The 22,139-nt window shown below is 51.1% G+C and carries 19 protein-coding genes; 14 read left to right on the top strand and 5 right to left on the bottom strand.

Translation table 11 applies throughout. From position 1 onward, the window contains the following. Positions 1-75: 75 nt before the first annotated feature. A complete protein-coding gene (locus Q3C19_RS01955; RefSeq protein ID WP_022162312.1) occupies positions 76-1,050 on the bottom strand; it encodes a polyprenyl synthetase family protein in 975 nt (324 codons plus the stop codon). A 77-nt stretch (positions 1,051-1,127) separates the two neighbouring features. On the opposite strand from Q3C19_RS01955, the gene polA reads away from it, so the two are divergent. Both polA and Q3C19_RS01945 read left to right on the top strand, forming a co-directional pair. Then, positions 1,128-3,986: a DNA polymerase I gene (gene polA / locus Q3C19_RS01950; RefSeq protein WP_302726842.1), complete on the top strand. Its 2,859-nt coding sequence runs from the start codon at positions 1,128-1,130 to the stop codon at positions 3,984-3,986. A 277-nt stretch (positions 3,987-4,263) separates the two neighbouring features. Beyond that, a complete protein-coding gene (locus Q3C19_RS01945; protein WP_022162308.1) occupies positions 4,264-4,647 on the top strand; it encodes a DUF3836 domain-containing protein in 384 nt (127 codons plus the stop codon). A 148-nt stretch (positions 4,648-4,795) separates the two neighbouring features. Here Q3C19_RS01945 and Q3C19_RS01940 read toward each other — a convergent pair whose 3' ends face one another. Both Q3C19_RS01940 and Q3C19_RS01935 read right to left on the bottom strand, forming a co-directional pair. After that, positions 4,796-5,740 (bottom strand): DMT family transporter, encoded by a 945-nt coding sequence (locus Q3C19_RS01940; protein WP_302726840.1) that lies wholly within the window; start codon positions 5,738-5,740, stop codon positions 4,796-4,798. Between the two features lie 96 nt (positions 5,741-5,836). Next, positions 5,837-6,166, bottom strand: a complete 330-nt coding sequence (locus Q3C19_RS01935) for a hypothetical protein (protein ID WP_302726838.1) — start codon at positions 6,164-6,166, stop codon at positions 5,837-5,839. Positions 6,167-6,450: 284 nt separating this feature from the next. On the opposite strand from Q3C19_RS01935, the gene ychF reads away from it, so the two are divergent. The 12 genes from ychF (at position 6,451) to mnmD (ending at position 19,254) form a co-directional block, all read left to right on the top strand. After that, positions 6,451-7,554 carry a redox-regulated ATPase YchF gene (gene ychF / locus Q3C19_RS01930; RefSeq protein ID WP_302726836.1) on the top strand — a complete coding sequence of 368 codons (1,104 nt, stop codon included), beginning with the start codon at positions 6,451-6,453 and terminating at the stop codon, positions 7,552-7,554. 132 nt (positions 7,555-7,686) lie between these two features. Then, positions 7,687-8,499: a carboxypeptidase-like regulatory domain-containing protein gene (locus Q3C19_RS01925; protein ID WP_302726834.1), complete on the top strand. Its 813-nt coding sequence runs from the start codon at positions 7,687-7,689 to the stop codon at positions 8,497-8,499. A gap of 43 nt (positions 8,500-8,542) precedes the next feature. Beyond that, complete coding sequence (locus Q3C19_RS01920; protein WP_287640699.1) at positions 8,543-8,689, top strand: hypothetical protein; 147 nt, start codon at positions 8,543-8,545, stop codon at positions 8,687-8,689. Between the two features lie 35 nt (positions 8,690-8,724). Continuing rightward, positions 8,725-9,639, top strand: coding sequence for a ketopantoate reductase family protein (locus tag Q3C19_RS01915; RefSeq protein WP_302726831.1), 915 nt, complete (start codon positions 8,725-8,727; stop codon positions 9,637-9,639). Positions 9,640-9,727: 88 nt separating this feature from the next. Next, positions 9,728-10,636 carry a prolipoprotein diacylglyceryl transferase gene (lgt, locus tag Q3C19_RS01910; RefSeq protein ID WP_022162303.1) on the top strand — a complete coding sequence of 303 codons (909 nt, stop codon included), beginning with the start codon at positions 9,728-9,730 and terminating at the stop codon, positions 10,634-10,636. A 194-nt stretch (positions 10,637-10,830) separates the two neighbouring features. Further along, the gene (locus Q3C19_RS01905) at positions 10,831-11,730 is read left to right on the top strand and encodes a serine O-acetyltransferase (protein ID WP_302726829.1); all 900 of its coding nucleotides are present in this window, start codon (positions 10,831-10,833) and stop codon (positions 11,728-11,730) included. Between the two features lie 103 nt (positions 11,731-11,833). Next, positions 11,834-13,222: a class I SAM-dependent RNA methyltransferase gene (locus Q3C19_RS01900; protein ID WP_302726827.1), complete on the top strand. Its 1,389-nt coding sequence runs from the start codon at positions 11,834-11,836 to the stop codon at positions 13,220-13,222. Positions 13,223-13,234: 12 nt separating this feature from the next. Then, on the top strand, positions 13,235-15,529 hold the full coding sequence (locus tag Q3C19_RS01895; RefSeq protein ID WP_302726825.1) for a S9 family peptidase: 2,295 nt from the start codon (positions 13,235-13,237) through the stop codon (positions 15,527-15,529). A gap of 58 nt (positions 15,530-15,587) precedes the next feature. Continuing rightward, positions 15,588-16,862 (top strand): phosphoribosylamine--glycine ligase, encoded by a 1,275-nt coding sequence (gene purD / locus Q3C19_RS01890; RefSeq protein ID WP_022162299.1) that lies wholly within the window; start codon positions 15,588-15,590, stop codon positions 16,860-16,862. A 137-nt stretch (positions 16,863-16,999) separates the two neighbouring features. After that, positions 17,000-17,995 carry a hypothetical protein gene (locus Q3C19_RS01885; protein ID WP_302726822.1) on the top strand — a complete coding sequence of 332 codons (996 nt, stop codon included), beginning with the start codon at positions 17,000-17,002 and terminating at the stop codon, positions 17,993-17,995. Continuing rightward, positions 17,980-18,456 (top strand): YqaA family protein, encoded by a 477-nt coding sequence (locus tag Q3C19_RS01880; RefSeq protein ID WP_022162297.1) that lies wholly within the window; start codon positions 17,980-17,982, stop codon positions 18,454-18,456. Before Q3C19_RS01885 ends, Q3C19_RS01880 begins: the two co-directional genes overlap by 16 nt. Positions 18,457-18,591: 135 nt before the next feature. Continuing rightward, positions 18,592-19,254 (top strand): tRNA (5-methylaminomethyl-2-thiouridine)(34)-methyltransferase MnmD, encoded by a 663-nt coding sequence (mnmD, locus tag Q3C19_RS01875; RefSeq protein WP_071148259.1) that lies wholly within the window; start codon positions 18,592-18,594, stop codon positions 19,252-19,254. A gap of 338 nt (positions 19,255-19,592) precedes the next feature. Here the strand turns inward: mnmD and Q3C19_RS01870 are convergent, their stop codons facing one another. Both Q3C19_RS01870 and Q3C19_RS01865 read right to left on the bottom strand, forming a co-directional pair. Next, the gene (locus tag Q3C19_RS01870) at positions 19,593-20,819 is read right to left on the bottom strand and encodes a 6-bladed beta-propeller (RefSeq protein WP_302726818.1); all 1,227 of its coding nucleotides are present in this window, start codon (positions 20,817-20,819) and stop codon (positions 19,593-19,595) included. An 82-nt stretch (positions 20,820-20,901) separates the two neighbouring features. Further along, positions 20,902-22,113 carry a 6-bladed beta-propeller gene (locus Q3C19_RS01865; RefSeq protein WP_277120326.1) on the bottom strand — a complete coding sequence of 404 codons (1,212 nt, stop codon included), beginning with the start codon at positions 22,111-22,113 and terminating at the stop codon, positions 20,902-20,904. Positions 22,114-22,139: the final 26 nt, after the last annotated feature.

Here is a 22,139-nt window from a genome sequence, read left to right as displayed (position 1 = left end):
AAACCAGCTGTGTTGAATGAATAAAAGGGAATAATAAAGGTCTCTGCCCAGACCGATGTAGCGACGGGAATGCGCTTATTTCTCGCGTTCTACCACGTAGTTCAAGTAAGCAGTAAGAGCTTGTTTAACGTCCGCATGCCCTTCGGCAGGCAACAAAGCAAAAGCTTTCTCACGATAGTCGTTCATCACCTTTTCAGCGTACTCGATGCCTCCGTTTTCCTTGGTGAAACGCACCAAATGCCCGATTTCATCGGCCGAAGCACTACCTTCCTTCACTTTCAGGGCCAGTGCGCGAGCCTCTTCATCGTGGGTAGCGTTCAGTGCATAAAGCACCGGAAGCGTCAGTTTGCCTTCGTGCATGTCGTTACCCGTAGGTTTGCCTATCTCCTTGCTGTCGTAGTAATCGAAGATATCATCCTTTATCTGGAAGCAAATACCGATGTATTCACCGAACAGACGGGCATTCTCGACTTCTTCATCGGTTGCTCCTACCGACAAAGCCCCCGCTTTGGTACAGGCAGCAAACAAAGCCGCCGTCTTCTTGCGGATAACGTCGAAATACACCGACTCGGAAAACTCAAGATTGCTAACGTTGGAAAGTTGTAGCAGTTCACCTTCGGCCAAGTCCTGCCCCAATGCAGAAACCACGTCAATAATGTCGTGATTGCGGGTCAGAGCCACCTGTACCAAGGCTGTAGCCAACAGATAATCGCCCGACAAAACAGCTACCTTATTATTAAACACCGCATTCACCGACAGCTGTCCGCGCCGCTCGCTACTTTCGTCTACCACGTCGTCGTGCACCAGACTGGCCGTATGAAGCAGTTCCAAAGCTGCTGCCGCATGAAGCGTAGACTGGTTGACTTCGCCAAACAACTTGCCCATCAGCAACACCAGCATCGGACGCATCCTCTTCCCACTCCTTTGCCGGATATGCTCAATGACACTCTTCAACAAGGGGTTAGAACTGGAAAGGGAGCTGTCAAATAGCCTATTGAAGTCGCCCAATTCGGTAGAAATAGGATTTTTAATTATCGATATACTGTTCATGCACTGCTATTTGACCGCAAAAATAGTAATAAACAGTATTTTTTTGTACTTTTACCATGAAAAAAAGGATTAAATGTATGAATTCAACCAATAAACTATTCCTTCTCGACGCTTATGCCCTGATATATCGGGCCTATTATGCGCTTATCAAGAACCCGCGAATCAACTCCAAAGGCTTCAATACATCCGCCATACTGGGCTTTGTAAACACGCTGGAAGAAGTCCTGAAGAAAGAGAACCCTACCCACATCGGAGTCGCCTTCGACCCCGCAGGTCCCACCTTCCGACACGAGGCCTACGAACAGTACAAGGCGCAGCGCGAAGAAACGCCCGAAACCATCCGCCTCTCCGTACCTATTATAAAAGACATCATCCGTGCCTACCGCATCCCCATTCTGGAGGTGCCGGGCTACGAAGCCGACGACGTGATAGGCACACTGGCCACCGAAGCCGGACGACGCGGCATCACCACCTACATGATGACGCCCGACAAGGACTACGGACAACTGGTCAGCGAAAACGTCTTCATGTACCGTCCCAAGCACACGGGCGGCTTCGAAGTAATGGGTATCGACGAGGTAAAGGCTAAATTCAGCATCGATTCCATTCCGCAGGTCATTGACATGCTTGGCCTGATGGGCGACGCATCGGACAACATACCGGGTTGCCCCGGCGTAGGAGAGAAAACCGCCCAAAAGCTGATTGCCCAGTTCGGCAGCATCGAAAATCTGCTCGAACACACCGACCAACTGAAAGGAGCCTTGAAGACCAAAGTAGAGGCGAACCGCGAAATGATCACTTTCTCCAAATTCCTGGCCACCATCAAGACCGATGCTCCCATCGCACTCGACATGGACAGCCTGGTACGCGAAGAACCCGACGAGCAGGAACTCCGCAAGATTTTCGGTGAACTGGAATTCCGCACACTTATCGACCGCGTCCTTGGCAAAGGCAATACTTCCGCTCCGACTACAGGTCAATCGGCAGCAGGCACACCCGACCTTTTTGCCGGAACTCTGTTTGCACAGCCGCAAGCCAGCCCCGCCACCAACACCCTACCCCAGCAAGGCGATTTGTTTGCCGAAATTGCGGACGAGGGGGCGAGCGCTCCGGAAAAAACGAATCTGACGCGGTTAGAAATGCTCGATTACGACTACCAACTTATTGATACAGAAGAGAAAAGAGCAGAATTTATTCAAAAGTTACTTACAACAGAAATTCTTGCAATAGATACAGAGACTACAAGCACCGAAGCCATGGAGGCCGAACTTGTGGGAATGAGCTTCAGCGACAGCGAAAACAAAGGTTACTACGTACCCGTACCAGCTAACCGTGAAGAAGCGTTAAGAATTGTAAACGACCTTCGCCCGCTCTACGAAAACGAAAAATCGGTGAAAGTCGGCCAGAACATCAAGTACGACATGATCGTTTTACAGAATTACGGAGTCAAAGTGCAAGGCCCGTTGTTCGACACCATGCTTGCCCACTACGTGCTTCAGCCCGAGCTGCGACATAACATGGACTACCTGGCCGAAATCTACCTGCACTATCAGACCATCCACATCGACGAACTGATAGGCCCCCGCGGGAAGAACCAGAAAAGCATGCGCGACCTCGCACCCGAAGAAGTCTATCGTTACGCCTGCGAAGACGCCGACGTCACCCTGAAGCTGAAAAACGTCCTTGAAAAGGAACTGAAAGCACAAGGAGTAGAACGCCTCTTCTACGAAATCGAAATGCCCCTTGTCCCCGTACTGGTGAACATCGAGACCAACGGCGTGCGCATCGACACCGAAGCCCTTAAGCAAACCTCGGCACACTTCACAGCCCGTTTGCAGGAAATCGAGAAAGCCATCTACGAGCTGGCCGGCGAAACCTTCAATATCGGCTCGCCCAAGCAAGTAGGCGAAGTACTCTTCGACAAACTGAAAATCACCGGCAAGGCCAAGAAGACAAAAACCGGACAGTACGTCACCAGCGAAGAAGTGCTCGAAAGCCTGCGCAGCAAGCATCCTATCATCGACAAGATACTCGAACATCGCGGACTAAAGAAACTGCTCGGCACCTACATCGACGCCCTGCCCCAGCTCATCAATCCGCGCACGGGACGCATACATACGTCCTTCAACCAGGCAGTCACCGCTACAGGACGGCTCAGTTCGAGCAATCCTAACCTGCAGAACATCCCCATCCGCGACGAGGACGGCAAGGAAATACGCAAAGCCTTCATCCCCGACGACGGTTGCGAGTTCTTCTCGGCAGACTACTCGCAGATAGAACTGCGCATCATGGCGCATCTGAGCGGCGACCCCAACATGATCGAAGCCTTCTGTAGCGGCCACGACATTCACGCTGCTACGGCCGCCCAAATCTATAAGACCGATATAAAAGAAGTAACATCGGACATGCGCCGCAAGGCCAAAACGGCCAACTTCGGTATCATCTACGGCATTTCAGTCTTCGGACTGGCTGAGCGTATGAACGTAGACCGTAAGGAAGCCAAAGAACTGATCGACGGCTATTTCGAAACCTATCCCCAAGTAAAGGAGTATATGGACCGAAGCATCGAGGTGGCACGCGAACACGGCTATGTGGAGACCATCTTCCACCGCAAGCGTTTCCTGCCCGACATCAACTCAAGAAATGCCGTCGTGCGTGGCTATGCCGAGCGAAATGCCATCAATGCCCCCATACAAGGCAGTGCCGCCGACATCATCAAAGTAGCCATGGCGCGCATCTATCAGCGCTTTATCAGTTACAATCTGAAAGCAAAGATGATTTTGCAGGTGCACGACGAACTGAATTTCAGCGTTCCGGCCGAAGAAAAGGAGCTCGTGCAGAAAATTGTAATCGAGGAAATGGAAAACGCCTATCGCATGCAGGTGCCCCTGAGAGCCGATTGCGGATGGGGAAAGAACTGGTTGGAGGCGCACTAAGCAGGTCTATAACTTTATTTAACTTACAATCAGAAAGCAACAAAAGCATTCCTTTCGAAATGCAGTTTGCACCATAGAATATCCGGCAACCTTCCTGCCGGATATTTTTTATTTATAAAGATTGCCAAAAAGAAAGTCATACCCAGCATAGAGAATTGACATTTTGACATTATTTTCACCCGTTTTTGTTTTCATATCAATAAAATCACTACCTTTGCAGCCGTTTTCGAGAACATAATGATAGAAATTTGAAATATAACTTAAAAACATAGCAATCATGAAAACTTTAAAAACTTTGATCTTATCTTCTATTCTCGCTGTATGTGGAATGAACGTTAACGCTTTCAATTCGAACAATCTCGTTTACAATTCGCAAGAAGTAGACGGACTGATGGTGGGACAGACTGTTTACAAAGCAGACGGCGCTTTGCTGGCCAACTACATGAAGTATAACTATAAGTACGACGACCAGAAACGCATGATCGAAAACGAAGCTTTGAAATGGAACAGCGAACAGAACAAATGGGAAAAAGATATTTGTATCCATTATACTTACCAGGGTAAGACCTTGACTACAGAGTACTACAAATGGAACAAAAAGAAAGGAGCTTATGTAATCGTTCCGGAACTGACCGTTACAATGGATAATCCCAACATGTAACAACCGGACGGCCCTGCCAATTCTCTCTTAAAAATACTCTCATAAATAACCAAAAACCTTTTTTACATAACAGAAAAGCCGGAGTGCGCGATGCATTCCGGCTTTTATTTTTATCGGCTGTCTGTCGGCTAAACGACAGACAGAGGGGTTAAGCGTGTTTCTTGCGATGCAACGGCAACCGCGGGAAAAGCTTGCGGAAGCGCACCAAATGCGACGTTATGTTTCCGCCTGCCACAACAAATGTCACGGCTACGATAATCAGCACCAGTCCGCAGAACACACGCAGCGTGATTGTCTCGCCAAAGACCATCACACCGATGATGACTGCCGTCACCGGCTCCAAAGCGCCCAAAATGGCGGTAGGGGTAGAACCGATATACTGAATGGCGCTCGTAGTACAAAGGAACGAAATGGCCGTAGGGAAAACTGCCAGTCCCAGCAGATTGCCCCAAAGATACCACTGGCTGGCTTCCGGCGTATGCCACTCGCCGCTATTCCACAGGCGAACCACAAAAAGCGACACACCGAACAGAAGCACATAGAAAGTGACCTTCAGCGTAGCCACTTCCTTAAGCGATCCCTGATTGACTCCTACAATATATATAGCATACGAAAGCGACGAAGCAAACACAAATGCCGTGCCCACCAGACTCAGCGTAGCACCGTCGCCGCCCTTATACAGCAGACCGATGCCGCTCAGGGCAAGCACCATACACAAGGCCAGTTGCCACGTCAGCTTCTCCTTATAGACAAAAGCCATAATCAGCGTCACCATGATAGGGTAGACAAACAGCAGGGTCGAGGCAATGCCCACGTCCATGTAGTTGTAGCTCTCGAACAGCGTGAGCGAAGATATGGCCACCAGCAGTCCCATCACGATGAGCGGGAAGACCTGCCTGCGCTCCAGCCGGAAGTTACGTCCGCGTGCCTTCAGCATGATGCCCAGCAAAGGGATGGCGAACAAATACCTGTAGAACAACACCGAATCGGGATTCATTCCCACCTTGTAAAGGGGCAAAGCAAACAGCGGGTTCATGCCATAAGATGCCGCCGCCACTGCTCCCAGAAGATAACCTTTCGCTTTTGAATTCATAACAATTTAGATTTTGCGCCTGCAAAAGTAATACAGAAAAAGCAATCCGCCAACACCCGCCACCTCCCTATCTTCAGCCCCTCGGACAAGGGTAAGTTACATTTTGACACTTTGCTTTTCCAAGCCCTTCAGAATCCGTTTTTCCGGCCCGATGCCAAGGTTGGCCGTCGTTCCGAAAGCAAAAATCCGTAGTTGGCAGAAGCACAGTGCGATAGCAAAATACTTACAAAGAAAATAGAGAAAAAGCACTCCGAAAAGGGTGTGGAAACGACGTTTTCCGTCACGAAAAGCCATGTTTCCGCAGGCAACAAGCATTGCTGCCGAGCCGCACAAGCAATCCGGCCGAACCGCACAAGCATTCCAGCCGCAGCACACAAGCATTGCAGACAAAGAAAATAAGCAACTTTTCGCATAAACATACGCCATGCTGGCTATTTATGCACATATTCATGCAATTTACCTAACGAAATCGCCCTCTTTCCACGCTATTTTCCGTTAGCCGAAGAAATGCTTCGTCAGCCAAAATCGCCAAATGCTATCATTCCGAAAGCACAATTCCCTGTTTCCCGACACCGTGCTTCTCGTTCTTCTTCCGTTTTCGCCCCGCCCCATACAAACGTTTATTACCTCTAAATAATAGAAGGAAACGAAGAAAAAGCATTATCTTTGCAGCCAATTAACTGAACAATAACTAAAAACAAGATAGACTTATGGCATTAAAAGCAGGTATCGTGGGCCTTCCCAACGTGGGAAAATCCACCCTTTTCAACTGCCTGTCCAGCGCAAAGGCACAGGCAGCCAACTTCCCCTTCTGTACCATCGACGCCCAAATGGGCCAGGTATCCGTGCCCGACGAGCGTCTGACCCGCCTGGCCGAGATTGTACATCCGGGACGCATCGTTCCCGCCGTGTGCGACATTGTCGACATCGCCGGCCTCGTCAAAGGTGCCAGCAAGGGCGAAGGCCTGGGCAACCAGTTCCTGGGCAACATCCGCGAGTGCGACGCCATCATCCACGTGCTGCGCTGCTTCGACAACGGTAACATCGTCCACGTAGACGGCTCCGTCAACCCCGTGCGCGACAAGGAAATCATCGACACCGAGCTCCAGCTGAAAGACCTTGAAACCGTAGAAAACCGCATCAAGCGCGTAGAAAAGGTAGCCAAGGTAGGCGGCGACAAGATGGCCAAGATAGAATACGGCCTGCTGCTGCGCTACAAGGAAGCCCTCGAACAGGGTCTCAGCGCCCGCACCGTGACTTGTGAAAATGAAGAAGAGGAAATCTGCGCCAAGCAGATGTTCCTGCTTACTACCAAACCCGTCCTCTACGTGTGCAACGTCGACGACACCTCTGCCGCCACCGGCAACGCTTACGTCGAGCAGGTACGCGAAGCCATCAAGGGCGAGGACGCCCAGCTGATGATTATCTCCGCACAGACCGAAGCCGACATTGCCGAACTGGAGACTTACGAAGAGAAACAGATGTTCCTCGAAGACCTCGGTCTGAAGGAAAGCGGCTGCAACCGCCTCGTCAAGGCCATCTACAGCCTGCTCAACCTGGAGACCTTCATCACCGCCGGCGAAATGGAAGTGAAAGCCTGGACTTACCACAAGGGCTGGAAAGCTCCGCAATGTGCCGGTGTCATCCACACCGACTTCGAGAAAGGCTTCATCCGCGCCGAGGTCATTAAGTACGACGACTACATCAAGTACGGTTCCGAAGCCGCCGTGCGCGAAGCTGGTAAGCTCAGCATCGAAGGCAAGGACTACGTGGTGCAGGACGGCGACATCATGCACTTCCGTTTCAACGTGTAAAGTTGAGTTGACGAGTTGACAAGTTAACGAGTTGACAAGGTTATAAGAGAATAGACGGAGAAGGCTTTGCGGGAGATATGCCCGAGCCTTCTCCGGTCTGTAATCCCCAATTAGAAAAACAAGCGCAAGCCAATGAAAGCAATCTTTTTATTCCTCCTCGCCTTTCTGGTTCTCCCCCTACAGGCACAGAGCGCAGCCGACAGTGTGACCATCAGCGGACGGGTGACCGACTACGAAGGACACCCCATCGACAGCTGTTCACTCTTCTGGCAAACACCGTCGTTCGACGATGTAGTCCAAGGCATGACAAATGCCGACGGACGTTACACGGTGCGCCTTCCCCGTGGGAAATACCAAAGCATGGGCGCTCTGCGCATGGATACCTATCCGCACACCCCAAAAGGTTCGACCCTGCCGGCCGCCGACCAACGGCTCGAATTCTGGGCATGGGATTTCATTGCCGACCGCGACACTACGCTCGACATCCGCTACCACCGCATGGAAGTCTACGGCCTGCGCGTGTTCCGCATCCCCGGCGCCATGCCCTGCTATCAGATATTCGTCCGCCCCATGAGCCTGACCCGTTTCCAACAGATGGAAGCGGATAAAGCCCAACATGCCCAAGACGTAAGCAACATCGAACAAGGAGCAGCACGCGACGATGCACGCGCCGTCCGCCTGGCTCCCACCCTCGACCGTCTGAAAGCTACCGTCTGGATAAACGGCGAAGAAGTCCCCATCCTGATGAAACAGGAAATCAAAGAATACTTTTCGGCCGACGAATGGGGAAACGCCTACCTGCTCACCGTAGACCGTCCCAAACAAGACACCGCCCTGCCCTATCACGTCTTCAAAGTAGAGTTGGAGGACTTGGACAACGGCGACCGCGGCGAAGGAATCTACTATATGGAGAAAGAACAGTATGTGACAGGGAAAGACTGTTAAACCCTCGAATCATAACAGAATAGCAAACCTCATTCTTACAGATATGGAAAAGCAGGAAGGAGAAATCAAAACAACAGGTAAGCATATAGGGAATACACTAAAAGAAGAACTTGCCAATCTGACAGTTGTCGCAAAATTTGCGACAACTGCCGAAAAGACTGTAGTTCGGTATGACGGAACGAATAAATAACGACTAAAATATCAACCCTCAAAAACAAATACATCATGAAGAACTATCTTATTGCAGGTACCGGCGGCGTAGGCGGAAGCATCGCTGCCTTCCTGGCACTGGCAGGTAAAAACGTCACCTGCATTGCCCGCGGCGAACATCTGGCCGCCATTCGCAAACACGGACTACGCCTTCACAGCGACTTGAAAGGCGAACATACCCTGAACATCCCCGCCTGCACGGCCGAAGAATATCAGGACAAAGCCGACGTCATCTTCGTCTGCGTCAAAGGTTACTCCATCGACTCCATCACCGACCTCATCCGCCGGGCTTCGAAACCCGAAACCGTTGTCATCCCCATCCTCAACGTCTACGGCACAGGCCCTCGCATCCAGCGACTGGTACCCGGCGTAACGGTGCTCGACGGCTGCATCTACATCGTAGGCTTCGTCAGCGGTAAGGGCGAAATCACCCAAATGGGACGGATATTCCGTCTGGTATTCGGTGCCCATCAGGGAACGGTTGTTCCCCGTGAAACACTGGAAGCTGTGCAACGCGACCTACAGGAAAGCGGCATCAAGGCCGAACTGTCCGACGACATCAACCGCGACACCTTCGTCAAGTGGTCGTTCATCTCGGCCATGGCCGTCACCGGAGCCTACTACGACGTGCCCATGGGCGAAGTACAGAAGCCCGGTCCCGTACGCGACACCTTCATCGGCCTCTCGCGCGAAAGTGCTGCCCTGGGCCGCAAGCTGGGCATCGAACCGAAAGAAGACCTGGTGGAGTACAACCTGAAAGTGATGGACAAACTCGACCCGCACAGCACCGCCTCCATGCAGAAAGACCTGGCCCGCGGACACGAAAGCGAAGTACAAGGATTGCTGTTCGACATGATTGCCGCCGCCGAAGCACAGGGCATCGACATCCCCACCTATCGCATGGTGGCGGAAAAGTTCCGAAATCTGTGACACGCAGATTTTGTCCTTTGCCGAATAAAAGCTACTTTTGGCAGCTGTAAACAAGAACAATAATCTAACTAACGAATAAAGATACGTCATGTTACCACTACTCAGCATCAACTGGAATCCCGATCCCGAACTGTTCAACCTTTTCGGCATCTCCATCCGCTACTACGGACTCTTGTGGATTATCGGCCTGGCCTTTGCCTATTTCATCGTACGCCGGCAGTACCGCGACCGTAAAATAGCCGACAGCCTCTTCGACCCACTGTTCTTCTACTGCTTTTTCGGCATTCTGATAGGTGCGCGTCTGGGGCACTGTCTGTTCTACGAGCCCGAATACTACCTGCACCACTTCTGGGAAATGGTACTTCCCATCAAGTTCCTGCCCGACGGCGGATGGAAGTTTACCGGCTATGCAGGCCTTGCCAGTCACGGCGGAACGTTGGGCCTCATCATTGCCCTGTGGCTCTACTGCCGCAAGACGAAGATGCACTACATGGACGTACTCGACATGATTGCCGTAGCCACCCCCATTACTGCCTGCTGCATCCGTCTGGCCAACCTGATGAACTCCGAAATTATCGGTATGCCTACCAACGTCCCCTGGGCGTTCGTATTCGAGCGGGTAGACGCGGTTCCCCGTCATCCGGCACAGCTTTACGAAGCCATCGCCTACTTCATCTTTGCGCTGGGCATGTTCTACCTCTATAAGAGAGGACAGAAAAAGCAGGAAGACAAACTGGAGACCGACTTCAGCACCACGCAACGCAAGTCGTCGTCCATGCAGCTCGATGCCTCGTTGCCCTATCCCCGCGGCTTCTTCTTCGGCCTTTGCCTGACGGAAATATTTGTCTTCCGTTTCTTCATCGAATTCCTGAAGGAGAATCAGGTAGCCTTCGAAGACAGCATGAGGCTGAACATGGGACAATGGCTCAGCATACCGTTTGTCATCATCGGCATTTACTTCATGTTCTTCTATCATAAGCACACTGCCACCCGGTAATCACCGGCGACAAGCGCATACTCATCCCAATCCGGATGCCAACGGCACAGGCGTTTCATCAGCAACACACGCCCGATTGTACCGTTTGCACCCGGATTTCTTACAATTACCTAACTATAAATGAGGGATATTTAGGAAATTTGCTGAATACTTTGTACCTTTGCCGACACTTTATTAACATAAAGGATAGCATAATGAGTCCACTCAACTTTACTCACATCTTGACACAGGCAGTCGATGAGCTATCGGAAAGCGAATCATACAAAGGACTGTTTCATCAACACACCGACGGCAATCCCTTGCCATCAGCCCAAGCCTTGCGCGACATTATCGAACTGGCACGAGCCATCATCTTCCCCGGCTATTTCGGCAATTCAACGGTCAACAGCCGCACTGTCACCTATCATATCGGCGTCAACGTAGAGCGTCTCTTCGACCTGCTGACCGATCAGATTCTGGCAGGACTCTGCTTCGGAAGCGACGGCGAATGTAGCTGCTGCACCGAAGTGCAACGGGAAGAAGCCGCCCAGATTGCAGCCAAGTTCATCAGCCACCTGCCTCAGTTGCGGCGCATACTGGCTACCGACGTCGAAGCTGCCTACAACGGCGACCCTGCCGCCCACTCGTTTGGCGAAGTCATCAGCTGCTATCCTGCCATCCGTGCCATCAGCAATTACCGCATAGCCCACGAACTGCTTGTTCTGGGAGTTCCCCTCATCCCGCGCATCATCACCGAAATGGCGCATAGCGAAACGGGAATCGACATCCATCCGGGTGCACAAATCGGAAGCCACTTTACCATCGACCACGGCACAGGCGTCGTAATCGGCGAAACCTGCATCATCGGCAACAATGTGAAGCTGTATCAGGGAGTAACCCTCGGAGCCAAGAGCTTCCCGCTCGACGAAGACGGAAAGCCCATCAAAGGCATCCCCCGCCACCCCATTCTGGAAGACGACGTCATCGTCTACTCCAACGCCACCATCCTGGGACGTATCACCGTAGGTAAGGGAGCCACCGTAGGCGGCAATATCTGGGTAACGGAAAACGTTCAGGTCGGTGCACGCATTGTACAGACCAAAGCCAAAAGATAAAGAACACAGTAGACGAGAGACAAGTAGACGAGAAACAAACAAGAATATGCCTTGTAGCCTGAAGCCTCGTCAACTTGTCAACTAAATCTAAAACAACATAGCAATGAGCGAACAACCTTTTGAAATGATTGCAAAAACCTTCCAGGGATTGGAAGAAGTCCTGGAAGCAGAACTGACTGCATTAGGAGCCAATGACATTCAGATAGGACGCCGTATGGTATCCTTCAGTGGAGACAAAGAAATGATGTACAAGGCCAACTTCTGCCTGCGTACCGCCATCCGCATTCTGAAGCCTATCAAGCACTTTACAGCCCAGGATGCCGATGAAGTATACGAGCAGATCAAAGCCATCCATTGGGAAGACTATCTGAGCGTAGACAACAGCTTCGCCATAGACGCCGTAGTCTTCAGCGAAGAGTTCCGCCACAGCAAATTCGTTTCATACAGGATAAAAGATGCCATCGTCGACTATTTCCGTGAAAAAACAGGAAAACGTCCCAACGTACGCATCAACAAGCCGGATGTACTGCTCAACATCCACATTGCCGAAAACAACTGTACGCTTTCGCTCGACTCCAGCGGCGAGTCGCTTCACCGCCGCGGATACCGTCAGGAAGCTGTCGAAGCACCGCTGAACGAGGTACTGGCAGCCGGTATGATTCTGATGACAGGCTGGCATGGCGAGTGCGACCTCATCGACCCCATGTGTGGTTCGGGAACCATCCCCATCGAAGCGGCACTCATTGCCCGCAACATTGCTCCGGGAGTCTTCCGCAAGGAATTTGCTTTCGAGAAGTGGCCCGATTTCGACCGCGACCTTTTCGACGAAATCTACAACGACGACAGTCAGGAGCGCGAGTTTACCCACAAAATCTACGGCTACGACAACAATCCCAAGGCCAACACAATAGCCATGCACAACATCAAGGCTGCCGGTGTCAGCAAAGATGTAGTTCTCAAGCTGCAACCTTTCCAACAATTCGAGCAGCCGAAGGAGAAGAGCATCATCATTACCAATCCGCCCTACGGCGAACGCATATCCAGCAACGACCTGCTCGGACTTTACGAAATGATTGGCGAACGGCTGAAACATGCCTTTACCGGAAACACAGCCTGGATTCTGTCCTACCGTGACGAATGCTTCGACAAGATCGGGCTGAAAGCCACCAAACGCATACCGCTGCTGAACGGAGCACTCGATTGCGAGTTCCGCCAGTACGAAATATTCGACGGAAAATACAAGGATTTCCGTGCCGAAGGAGAAGAACTGAGCAAGGAGCCCAAAGACTTCAAAGAACATCGTCCGGCCGCTCCCCGCAAGGACTTCAAGCCCCGCGAACGCCACAGCTTCAACGAAGGCGAACGGAAAGACTTCAAACCCCGTGAACGGAAAGACTTCCAGCCACGGGAGAAAAAAGAGTTCAAGTCCGACCGCAAACCCCGCTCCGGCGAATCGTATCCCGAACGGAAAAGAAGAGAAAAACACCAATAACCCCATAAAGATATGAGAAGAATCAGTAAAGGCATCGCCACCCTGTTATTGGCTGTGGCCACCTTGTCAGAGACACCCATTATGGCACAAGAAAACGTATCGAACGAACAGAAATACCCCACGCTGGAAGACCTCATCCCCGGCGGTGAAACCTATCGCTATGCCGAAAACCTGTACAGCGTACAGTGGTGGGGCAACCGTTGCATCAAACCGGGTGTCGACTCGCTTATGACCGTCGACCCAAAGAACGGTAAGGAGACCCTGATTGCCACCCGGGCAAAGGTAAACGAAGTGCTCAGCGCACAGACCGGAACTGATAGCAACAAGAATTACGGCAGCCTGCAACACTTCTACAATACCCAGTTCCCCTGGGCCGACAAACCTTATATGCTCATCAAGAGTGCAAAAGGTTACATTGTCTACGACTTCGAGAAAAACGAGATTGTAAAAGCCTATCCCCAAGCCGCAGAACAGAAAGGAGCCAATATCGACTTCACTGCCGAAGGCGGACACATCGCCTACACCGTAGGCAACAACCTCTACGTGGACAACCACGCTGTAACCAACGAGCCCGAAGGCATCGTCTGCGGACAATCGGTTCACCGCAACGAATTCGGCATCAGCAAAGGTACCTTCTGGAGTCCTACGGGCAGCCTGCTTGCCTTCTATCGCATGGACGAGTCGATGGTGACCCAATATCCGTTGGTCGACGTCACCGCCCGCATCGGCACCGTAGAGAATATCCGCTACCCGATGGCCGGCATGACCAGCCACAAGGTCAGCGTAGGTATCTACAACCCTGCCACGCAGAAGACTGTCTATCTGAATACAGGTGACCCGACGGACCGTTATTTCACCAACATTTCGTGGGCACCCGACGAGAAGAGTCTTTTCCTCATCGAAGTGAACCGCGACCAGAATCACTCCAAGCTGTGTCAGTATAATGCCGAGACAGGCGAACTGATGCAGACGCTCATCGAAGAGACGCATCCCAAATATGTGGAGCCGCAAACTCCTATCGTCTTCCTGCCATGGGACAGCAACAAGTTCATCTATCAGAGTCAGCGCGACGGCTATAACCATCTGTACGTGTACGACTTAGCTAAACTTTCAGCCAACCAACCCCAGAAACTCGATGCCAAAGCCATCGAAAAGATGTGGAGCCTGGTACAGAAAGTTGGCAGCGGAAAGAACATCAAAGAAGCCGCAGGTGTGCAACTGACGCAAGGTGAATGGCTGGTACAAGGCATTCTGGGTTTCAACGCCAAGAAGAAAGAAGTCATCATCACAGCTACCAAGGAATCTCCTCTGCAGAGCAATGTGTACAAGGTGAACGTGAACAATGGCAAGATAACACTGCTGGACAACGGACAGGGCGTACACAATGCACAACTCTCCGCATCGGGCACATACCTGCTCGACAACTGGTCGGCTCCCGACGTGCCGCGCATCATCGACATCGCTTCGACAGCCAACGGCAAGGAGACCGTACGCCTGCTCACGGCTAAGAATCCCTTCGAAGGCTTCATCATGCCCCGTGTAGAAGTAGGTACGCTGAAAGCTGCCGACGGCAAGACCGACCTGTACTACCGTCTCATCAAGCCGGCCGACTTCGATCCTGCCAAGAAATATCCCGCCATCATTTACGTATACGGAGGCCCGCACGCCCAGATGCTCGTAAACAACTGGAATTATGCCGCCCGCGGCTGGGACATCTATATGGCCAACAGAGGTTATATCATGCTCACCCTCGACAACCGTGGCAGTAGCAACCGTGGTCTGGAGTTCGAAAACTGCACTTTCCGTCACCTGGGCATCGAAGAAGGTAAAGACCAGGTGAAAGGTGCCGAATTCCTTCAATCGCTGCCGTATGTTGACGCCGACCGCATCGGTGTGCACGGCTGGAGCTTTGGCGGACACATGACTACCGCCCTGATGCTCCGCTACCCCGAAATCTTCAAGGTAGGCGTAGCCGGCGGACCGGTCATCGACTGGAAATTCTACGAAGTGATGTACGGCGAACGTTATATGGACACGCCGCAGGCCAATCCGGAGGGTTACAAACAGTGCGACCTGAAGAACCTGGCCGGACAGCTGAAGGGACACCTGCTCATCATCCACGACGACCACGACCGCACTTGTGTGCCTCAGCACACTCTGTCGTTCATGAAGGCCTGTGTGGATGCACGTACCTATCCCGACCTGTTCATCTATCCCACACACGACCACAACGTGTTGGGACGCGACCGCGTACATCTGCACGAAAAGATTACCCGCTACTTCGACGATTACCTGAAAAAGAAATAAACCACAACGGGAATATTCCCACTTTACAAAGAACTGAAATTCAAAACAATAAAGAAAGATGAAAGTATTACTATTAGGCTCTGGTGGCCGCGAACACGCTTTGGCTTGGAAGATAGCCCAAAGTCCGAAAGTTGAGAAACTGTACATCGCTCCCGGCAATGCCGGCACCTCACAGGTAGGCGAAAACGTAGACATCAAAGCTACGGATTTTGCTGCCCTCAAGGTTTTTGCACTGGAACGTGCCATCGACATGATTGTCGTTGGTCCCGAAGACCCGCTGGTACAAGGCATCTTCGACTACTTCAAGAATGACATTACCACACAGAACATTGCCATTATCGGCCCCTCTGCCAAAGGCGCACAACTGGAAGGCAGCAAAGAGTTTGCCAAAGAGTTCATGAAGCGCTACAACATCCCTACCGCCCGCTACAAAAGCGTGACGGCCGAAACACTGAACGAAGGTCTCGCCTTCCTGGAGACACTTTCCGCTCCCTACGTGCTGAAAGCCGACGGCCTCTGTGCAGGTAAGGGCGTACTGATTCTCCCCACCCTGGAAGAAGCCCAGAAAGAACTGAAGGAAATGCTCGACGGCATGTTCGGAAACGCCAGTGCTACGGTAGTCATCGAAGAGTTCCTGAGCGGTATCGAATGCTCCGTATTCGTCCTGACCGATAGCGAACACTACAAAGTGTTGCCCGTAGCCAAGGACTACAAACGCATCGGCGAAGGCGACAAAGGCCTGAATACCGGCGGTATGGGTAGTGTGACTCCCGTTCCGTTTGCCAACGACGAATTCATGGAGAAGGTACGCGAACGCATCATCGAGCCCACTATCAACGGTCTGCGCGAAGAGGGTATCCTCTACAAAGGCTTCCTGTTCCTGGGACTGATCAACGTACAGGGCGAACCGATGGTTATCGAATACAACGTACGCATGGGCGACCCTGAAACCGAAAGCGTCATGCTGCGTCTGCAAAGCGACATCGTAGACCTGTTCGAAGGTGTGTACAACGTCAACCTCAATACGAAATCCATGATCTTCGATCCGCGTACGGCAGCCTGCGTCATGCTGGTCAGCGGCGGTTACCCCGGCGAGTACAAGAAGGGACTGCCCATCACCGGCTTTAACCTGGTAGAGACGACCGACAGCATCCTGTTCCACGCCGGCACAGCGATGAAAGACGGACGTGTCGTTACCAACGGCGGACGTGTCATTGCCGTATGCTCATACGGTGAGACCAAGGAAGAAGCTTTGGAAAAGAGCTATAAAGTAGCCGACATGCTGAGCTTCGAAGGTAAATACTTCCGCCGCGACATTGGGTTCGACTTATAAGTGTATTGGAACTTAGCTATAGTATCTGACTCCCCTCCTTCTGGAAGGAGGAGAGTTTCAGATACCTTTGTTCTGACACCCCCTCACGCTGAATAACAAAGTAAACCCATTCATTCTCATTCCTCCGTCGCCCTTTTATGTACAACCGAAGATTCCAAAACAAAGTGACGGCAGGCCATTTCACGCTTCCTGTCGCCATTTTTATTTCTCTCTTCTGCTGGGCGCTGGCTGCCCTGCTGCTCCCCGAAGACAGTACCGGAAGAAGCATCGCTTCCTTATGGAGCACTTTCGGGCACTTCGACCTGCCTGCATGGGCCGACCGCCTGTCCAGTTTCCTGCTGTATGTCGTCATCGGATATTTCCTCATCGAGCTGAACAACACGTTTGCCATCATCCGCCTGCGTGCTTCGGTGCAGACTACCCTCTACATCCTGCTTATATCCGCCTGTCCCAGCATGCACCTGCTTTATGCGGGCGACGTGGCTGCCGTCCTGTTCCTGATAGCCCTGTTTTTCCTGTTCCGCAGCTATCAGAAGCCTCACGCCTCGGCCGACCTGTTCCATTGCTTTGTCTTCATCGGACTCGGAAGCCTGTTGTGGCCACAACTCACTCTGTTTGCTCCTGTCTTCTGGATAGGTGCCCGTAATTTCCGCTCGCTCCATCTTAAAAGCTTTTTCGCATCGCTCGTCGGCTGGAGTCTGCCCTACTGGTTTCTGCTGGGCCATGCGTTCTATCACGGGGACATGCCGTTGTTCTACCGTCCGTTTCAGGAACTGGCCACCTTTCAACCCATCCGTTTCGACTTCCAGCCCTGGGAGCTGGCTACGGTTGGCTATCTGTTCATCCTCTTCTCCGTCAGTGCAGGACATTGCCTGGCTATGGGCTACGAGGACAAGATACGTACCCGCAGTTACCTGAACTTCCTGCTGTTGCTATGTTTCTGCACTTTCGTGTACATCGTATTACAGCCGTCGCAGTGCGTCCATCTGCTGTCGCTGCTGCTGATTGGTACCAGCATTCTGGCAGGTCATCTGTTTGCCCTGACCCACAGCCGCAGCTCCAACATCTTCTTCACCTGTTCGCTCGTATTGTTATTCCTGTTATTCATCTTCAACGTATGGACGCTTTTATAGACACACTGATACAGCTGCTTATCGACTGGGGCTATGTCGGACTGTTCATTTCGGCCCTGCTGGCCGGCAGTATCATTCCCTTCAGTTCCGAACTGGTGCTGGTGGCGCTGGTCAATGTCGGGCTCAGTCCTGCCGTCTGCGTACTGTCGGCCGCCTTGGGCAATACGGTGGGCGGCATGACGTGCTACTACATGGGCCGATTGGGACGCATCGACTGGATTGAGAAATACTTCAAGGTGAAGAAAGAGAAGATAGACCGGATGCAACACTTCCTGCAGGGCAAAGGTGCCCTGATGGCTTTCTTTGCCTTCCTGCCTTTTGTGGGCGAAGCCATTGCCATCGCCCTAGGCTTCATGCGCAGCAACCTGATGCTGACTACCGTTTCGATGTTCATCGGCAAGCTGCTCCGCTACATGGCCATGCTTTGGGCATTGCAGGGGGCACTGACGGTTATTGGTTAGTTGACGAGGGGACGAGTTGACAAGGGAACGAGTTGACAAGTTGACGAGGGGACAAGTTAACGAGTTAACGAGGGAACAAGGAGGAAAGAACTTAAAAACTTAGAAACTCAAAAACTTAAAAACTCAAAAACTTAAATGCAAAGAATCATTGAACAGACTGCCGACGGAAGCGCCACGCTGTTCGTCCCCGAACTGAACGAACACTACCACTCGGTGAAAGGGGCGCACACCGAATCGCAACACATATTCATCGACATGGGGCTCAATGCCACTGCCGCCGTTTTTCCGCATGTTTTAGAGGTAGGCTTCGGCACGGGGCTCAATGCCCTGCTGACGCTCGAAAATGCCGGGAAAACGCAAAAAAAGGTGCACTACACGGGCATTGAGCTTTATCCCCTTGCCTGGGAGGAGGTGGACACCCTGCACTACAGCGACAATCCGCTGTTTCGGGAGCTGCATGCCGCCCCCTGGGAAACGGATGTCGAAATCACTCCCTGGTTCACCCTCCGGAAAACGCAAATCGACGTAGCGAACCCCGCCGCTGTCCTTCCCGCCGCGAGTTACGACGTAGTCTATTTCGATGCCTTTGCGCCCGAAAAGCAGCCGGAAATGTGGGACGAGTCCGTCTTTCGCCGCCTCTTTGCCGCCATGAGTCCCGACGGCATCCTCACTACTTACTGCGCCAAGGGGGTAGTCCGCCGTCTGTTGCAATCCATCGGATTCACAGTAGAGCGTCTGCCCGGCCCTCCGGGAGGAAAAAGAGAGATACTTCGGGCCAGAAAAACAGCCGCCCTGTAAGCACGGAAAAGGCCCCGATTTTTTCCCAGTTAGGAAAAAATTACTGCCCAGTTAGAGAAAAATATTTTCCTAACTGGGGAAAAAATATACCCAAACTGAACAATATTTCTTTATTGAGTCCACACTTTAAAAGTCCGTTCCCTATGAGTCTCTTCATAACCGCTATCACTTTGCTCTGTCATCCTGAACGCAGTGAAGGATCTCTTTCGAAAGCTATGTGATAACAGATCCTTCACTGCGTTCAGGATGGCAGAATGATAACTATGTTATGTGCCAAAATAAAAAGTGTACTTTTTAAAGTGGACGCTTTATTTAAAAAAGCCTACTACCTCCCCCCTTCACTTCCGATAACAGATCAGGACAGGATTCGTCTCTTCGTCCAACCGGCTTAAGGCGGCTTTATCGTCCGGCTGACACGCAATTTCTCCACTCTTCAGCATGACTACAAAGCGACTGACTTCCATCGGATGGATGTAGAAATAGACATTCTCGTCGTCTTCCCAGACGGGTATCGGGACGACGGACTGATCCATCAACTTGGGCGAAACCTTGTCGTGCAAGAAGATACCGACACGACATTCCTGTGTCTTCTTGTCATAAATGAAGTGATTGAGGTAATTTCCCCGAGAGAAAAAGAACAGTATAAACCGCTCGCCTTCAGTATAGTGTTGGATGTTATGCACGCCTCCCAACCGGGTCAGCGACTTCAGGATGTCTTTCTCGCCGCTACGCTCCGCGTGCTCTTTCACCGCCGCGCTGGTGGGACGGTCGCGGTAGCTGAACGACAGATAAGGATAGATGCCGTTCTTCCCGATTGCCAAGACACTGTCCGAGGCAAGGTGTTTGAAGCGTATGCCGACAGAAGTCTTGCTGAAAAAGCTTTCTCCGGTGAAATAAGTGTCCGAATGATAGCCCCGGTTGTATGCGTCCTTCGATATCCATTTGTTGACAACTTGTGCAGCACTGTCCAACTCCTGTATCAAGTACGAAGGCGACGTGCCGGGGAAATAGACATCTGCGTATATCCGGTTAGCGTCGATGCCTATATAACGGCTCCGGGCATTCTGCTGTTGCTTCAGCGTGACCGCATGACTAAACTTCATGTCGGGCAATCCGTAATACAAAATGCACTGCTTCCTGCTGTCGAAGATGTAGAATAGGTTTCCCGCAATGCCACAATCCGTTGGCGCTACATACTCGGACGGGCCTTCTCCCCTACTGCCGACCATACCGATATAGCTGCCGTCCTTACGGAACATAAGTACCGACCTGGCCATGACGCCATCCAAAACAAAAATGGTATCTCCCTGCATACAAAGCTGGTTGATGCGCCCCAACAGAGACTCACGGGTCGTCTCCAGCGGAATATACCGCACATCCTTGAAGAAAGCAGACAGAGGCATCTGCTTTTCGTATGCAATGGAATCCAAATCGACAGTCAGCACATCCTGACCGGGCAGAACAGACGATACACCTGTTTCTTCCTGAACAACAGTCTTTTGCTTCGGCCCTTGACAGGAGATGAAGCATAAAGCAGTCAAAAGTAAAACAAATCTGTAGGACATAATGATACAATTCTTTTTAAGTAAAACCTATCAAAAGGAATTTAAAACAAAATACAAATAAGAGACCTATTACGTCAGCACGTTATTCCTTCAACTTCTGAATAATAACAACCGGATTGGATTCCTCGTCCATCTGGCGGAACTTCTTGAACATGCTGCGTACATATTCGGAATGGAAATCGCGTTCGTCATAATTCCAATCCGCAAGTTCGCCCTCCAAACACCATGCATCCATCGCGCGATACGATATCATATATCCGTCCTGCATGTATAGCTGACGGGGCGAACAAGCCAATCCTCCCAAATATTTGTTATACAGCTCATGTGTCGTATTCACTTTACCGGTTTCCCTGTCGTAAATACTTATCATCTTACCTTTTGCATCTGAATATGAAAAGAGGAGACGCTTCTCTGATTGTACCATCCATTCTATTCCTGTGATATAGTTATCGCGTATGGCTGTTTTCAAGGCAGTCGCTCCATCGGCTTTGATGTATTGCTCGGGCAACCGTCTGTCTCCGAAATCCACTTTATAGACAGCACCCACTTCCCCTTCTTTTACACCGTATAGAACATCAAAAGGCCAAATGGTAAACATGGCTTCATCGGCGGAAGCACTGGTGTATCTGTCAATTCCCCAGCCAGTATTTCCAGGATCATCGAAAGGCAGAAAAGCTTCCACCTCATCATTTCCCTCAGCTACGGGAAGCTTATATAGGGAATAATACCCCATATCACTGATACTACCAACATTTACAATATAAATATCTTTCCCCTGAATAAACATATCCATGCCCCAAATCCTGGAAGCATCTTTCGAATATACAAACTGGCCGTTTTCGTCATAAACCATGATTTTCCCTTTCATTTTGTCGTAAATGAACATACGGCTTTCCTGAACGGCAAAAGCTGTTATTCCCAGATATTCCTTCGGTCCGTTTCCTACAGAACAGACTTTGGACTGCAAACGTCCTGTTTCGTCGAACACATACACTGCATTACTCATGTTGTCAACGACGTAAATCCGGTGGTTCTGATAAATCAGATTGGATATTTCGCCTATCAGACAATCCTCTCTCGTTTCTAAAGGTACCACCAGTACACTGTCTTCCACCCACGAAGAATAATCCAGGTTATCCGAGATATTATCCCAATCTATAACAATGGAGGTAATCTCCTCCTGACCTTCGCTCCGCTTTTCGGTGCATCCTACCATTAAAAATGCCAATAAAACGCCCAACAGGCAACGATTCGGCAATAACGCTCCTCTCAATAAAATAAGAAAATGTTTCATGTGTATTATTTTCGGTTTATAGTTTA

Origin of the sequence: Bacteroides sp. ET489 (genome assembly GCF_030518095.1) — a bacterium.
In the GTDB taxonomy this organism is placed as follows: Bacteria; Bacteroidota; Bacteroidia; order Bacteroidales; family Bacteroidaceae; genus Bacteroides; species Bacteroides ndongoniae.
Note: the sequence above shows the minus strand (reverse complement) of the source record. Positions and strands in the feature narration are given on the sequence as shown.

Coding starts and splice junctions, on each gene's coding strand:
- ychF (WP_302726836.1), top strand. CDS start 6,451: ATGGCATTAAAAGCAGGTATCGTGGGCCTTCCCAACGTGGGAAAATCC.
- Q3C19_RS01905 (WP_302726829.1), top strand. CDS start 10,831: ATGAGTCCACTCAACTTTACTCACATCTTGACACAGGCAGTCGATGAG.
- polA (WP_302726842.1), top strand. CDS start 1,128: ATGAATTCAACCAATAAACTATTCCTTCTCGACGCTTATGCCCTGATA.
- Q3C19_RS01920 (WP_287640699.1), top strand. CDS start 8,543: ATGGAAAAGCAGGAAGGAGAAATCAAAACAACAGGTAAGCATATAGGG.
- Q3C19_RS01895 (WP_302726825.1), top strand. CDS start 13,235: ATGAGAAGAATCAGTAAAGGCATCGCCACCCTGTTATTGGCTGTGGCC.
- Q3C19_RS01925 (WP_302726834.1), top strand. CDS start 7,687: ATGAAAGCAATCTTTTTATTCCTCCTCGCCTTTCTGGTTCTCCCCCTA.
- Q3C19_RS01865 (WP_277120326.1), bottom strand. CDS start 22,113: ATGAAACATTTTCTTATTTTATTGAGAGGAGCGTTATTGCCGAATCGT.
- mnmD (WP_071148259.1), top strand. CDS start 18,592: ATGCAAAGAATCATTGAACAGACTGCCGACGGAAGCGCCACGCTGTTC.
- Q3C19_RS01940 (WP_302726840.1), bottom strand. CDS start 5,740: ATGAATTCAAAAGCGAAAGGTTATCTTCTGGGAGCAGTGGCGGCGGCA.
- Q3C19_RS01880 (WP_022162297.1), top strand. CDS start 17,980: ATGGACGCTTTTATAGACACACTGATACAGCTGCTTATCGACTGGGGC.
- purD (WP_022162299.1), top strand. CDS start 15,588: ATGAAAGTATTACTATTAGGCTCTGGTGGCCGCGAACACGCTTTGGCT.
- Q3C19_RS01900 (WP_302726827.1), top strand. CDS start 11,834: ATGAGCGAACAACCTTTTGAAATGATTGCAAAAACCTTCCAGGGATTG.
- Q3C19_RS01870 (WP_302726818.1), bottom strand. CDS start 20,819: ATGTCCTACAGATTTGTTTTACTTTTGACTGCTTTATGCTTCATCTCC.
- Q3C19_RS01945 (WP_022162308.1), top strand. CDS start 4,264: ATGAAAACTTTAAAAACTTTGATCTTATCTTCTATTCTCGCTGTATGT.
- Q3C19_RS01935 (WP_302726838.1), bottom strand. CDS start 6,166: ATGGCGTATGTTTATGCGAAAAGTTGCTTATTTTCTTTGTCTGCAATG.
- Q3C19_RS01955 (WP_022162312.1), bottom strand. CDS start 1,050: ATGAACAGTATATCGATAATTAAAAATCCTATTTCTACCGAATTGGGC.
- Q3C19_RS01915 (WP_302726831.1), top strand. CDS start 8,725: ATGAAGAACTATCTTATTGCAGGTACCGGCGGCGTAGGCGGAAGCATC.
- Q3C19_RS01885 (WP_302726822.1), top strand. CDS start 17,000: ATGTACAACCGAAGATTCCAAAACAAAGTGACGGCAGGCCATTTCACG.
- lgt (WP_022162303.1), top strand. CDS start 9,728: ATGTTACCACTACTCAGCATCAACTGGAATCCCGATCCCGAACTGTTC.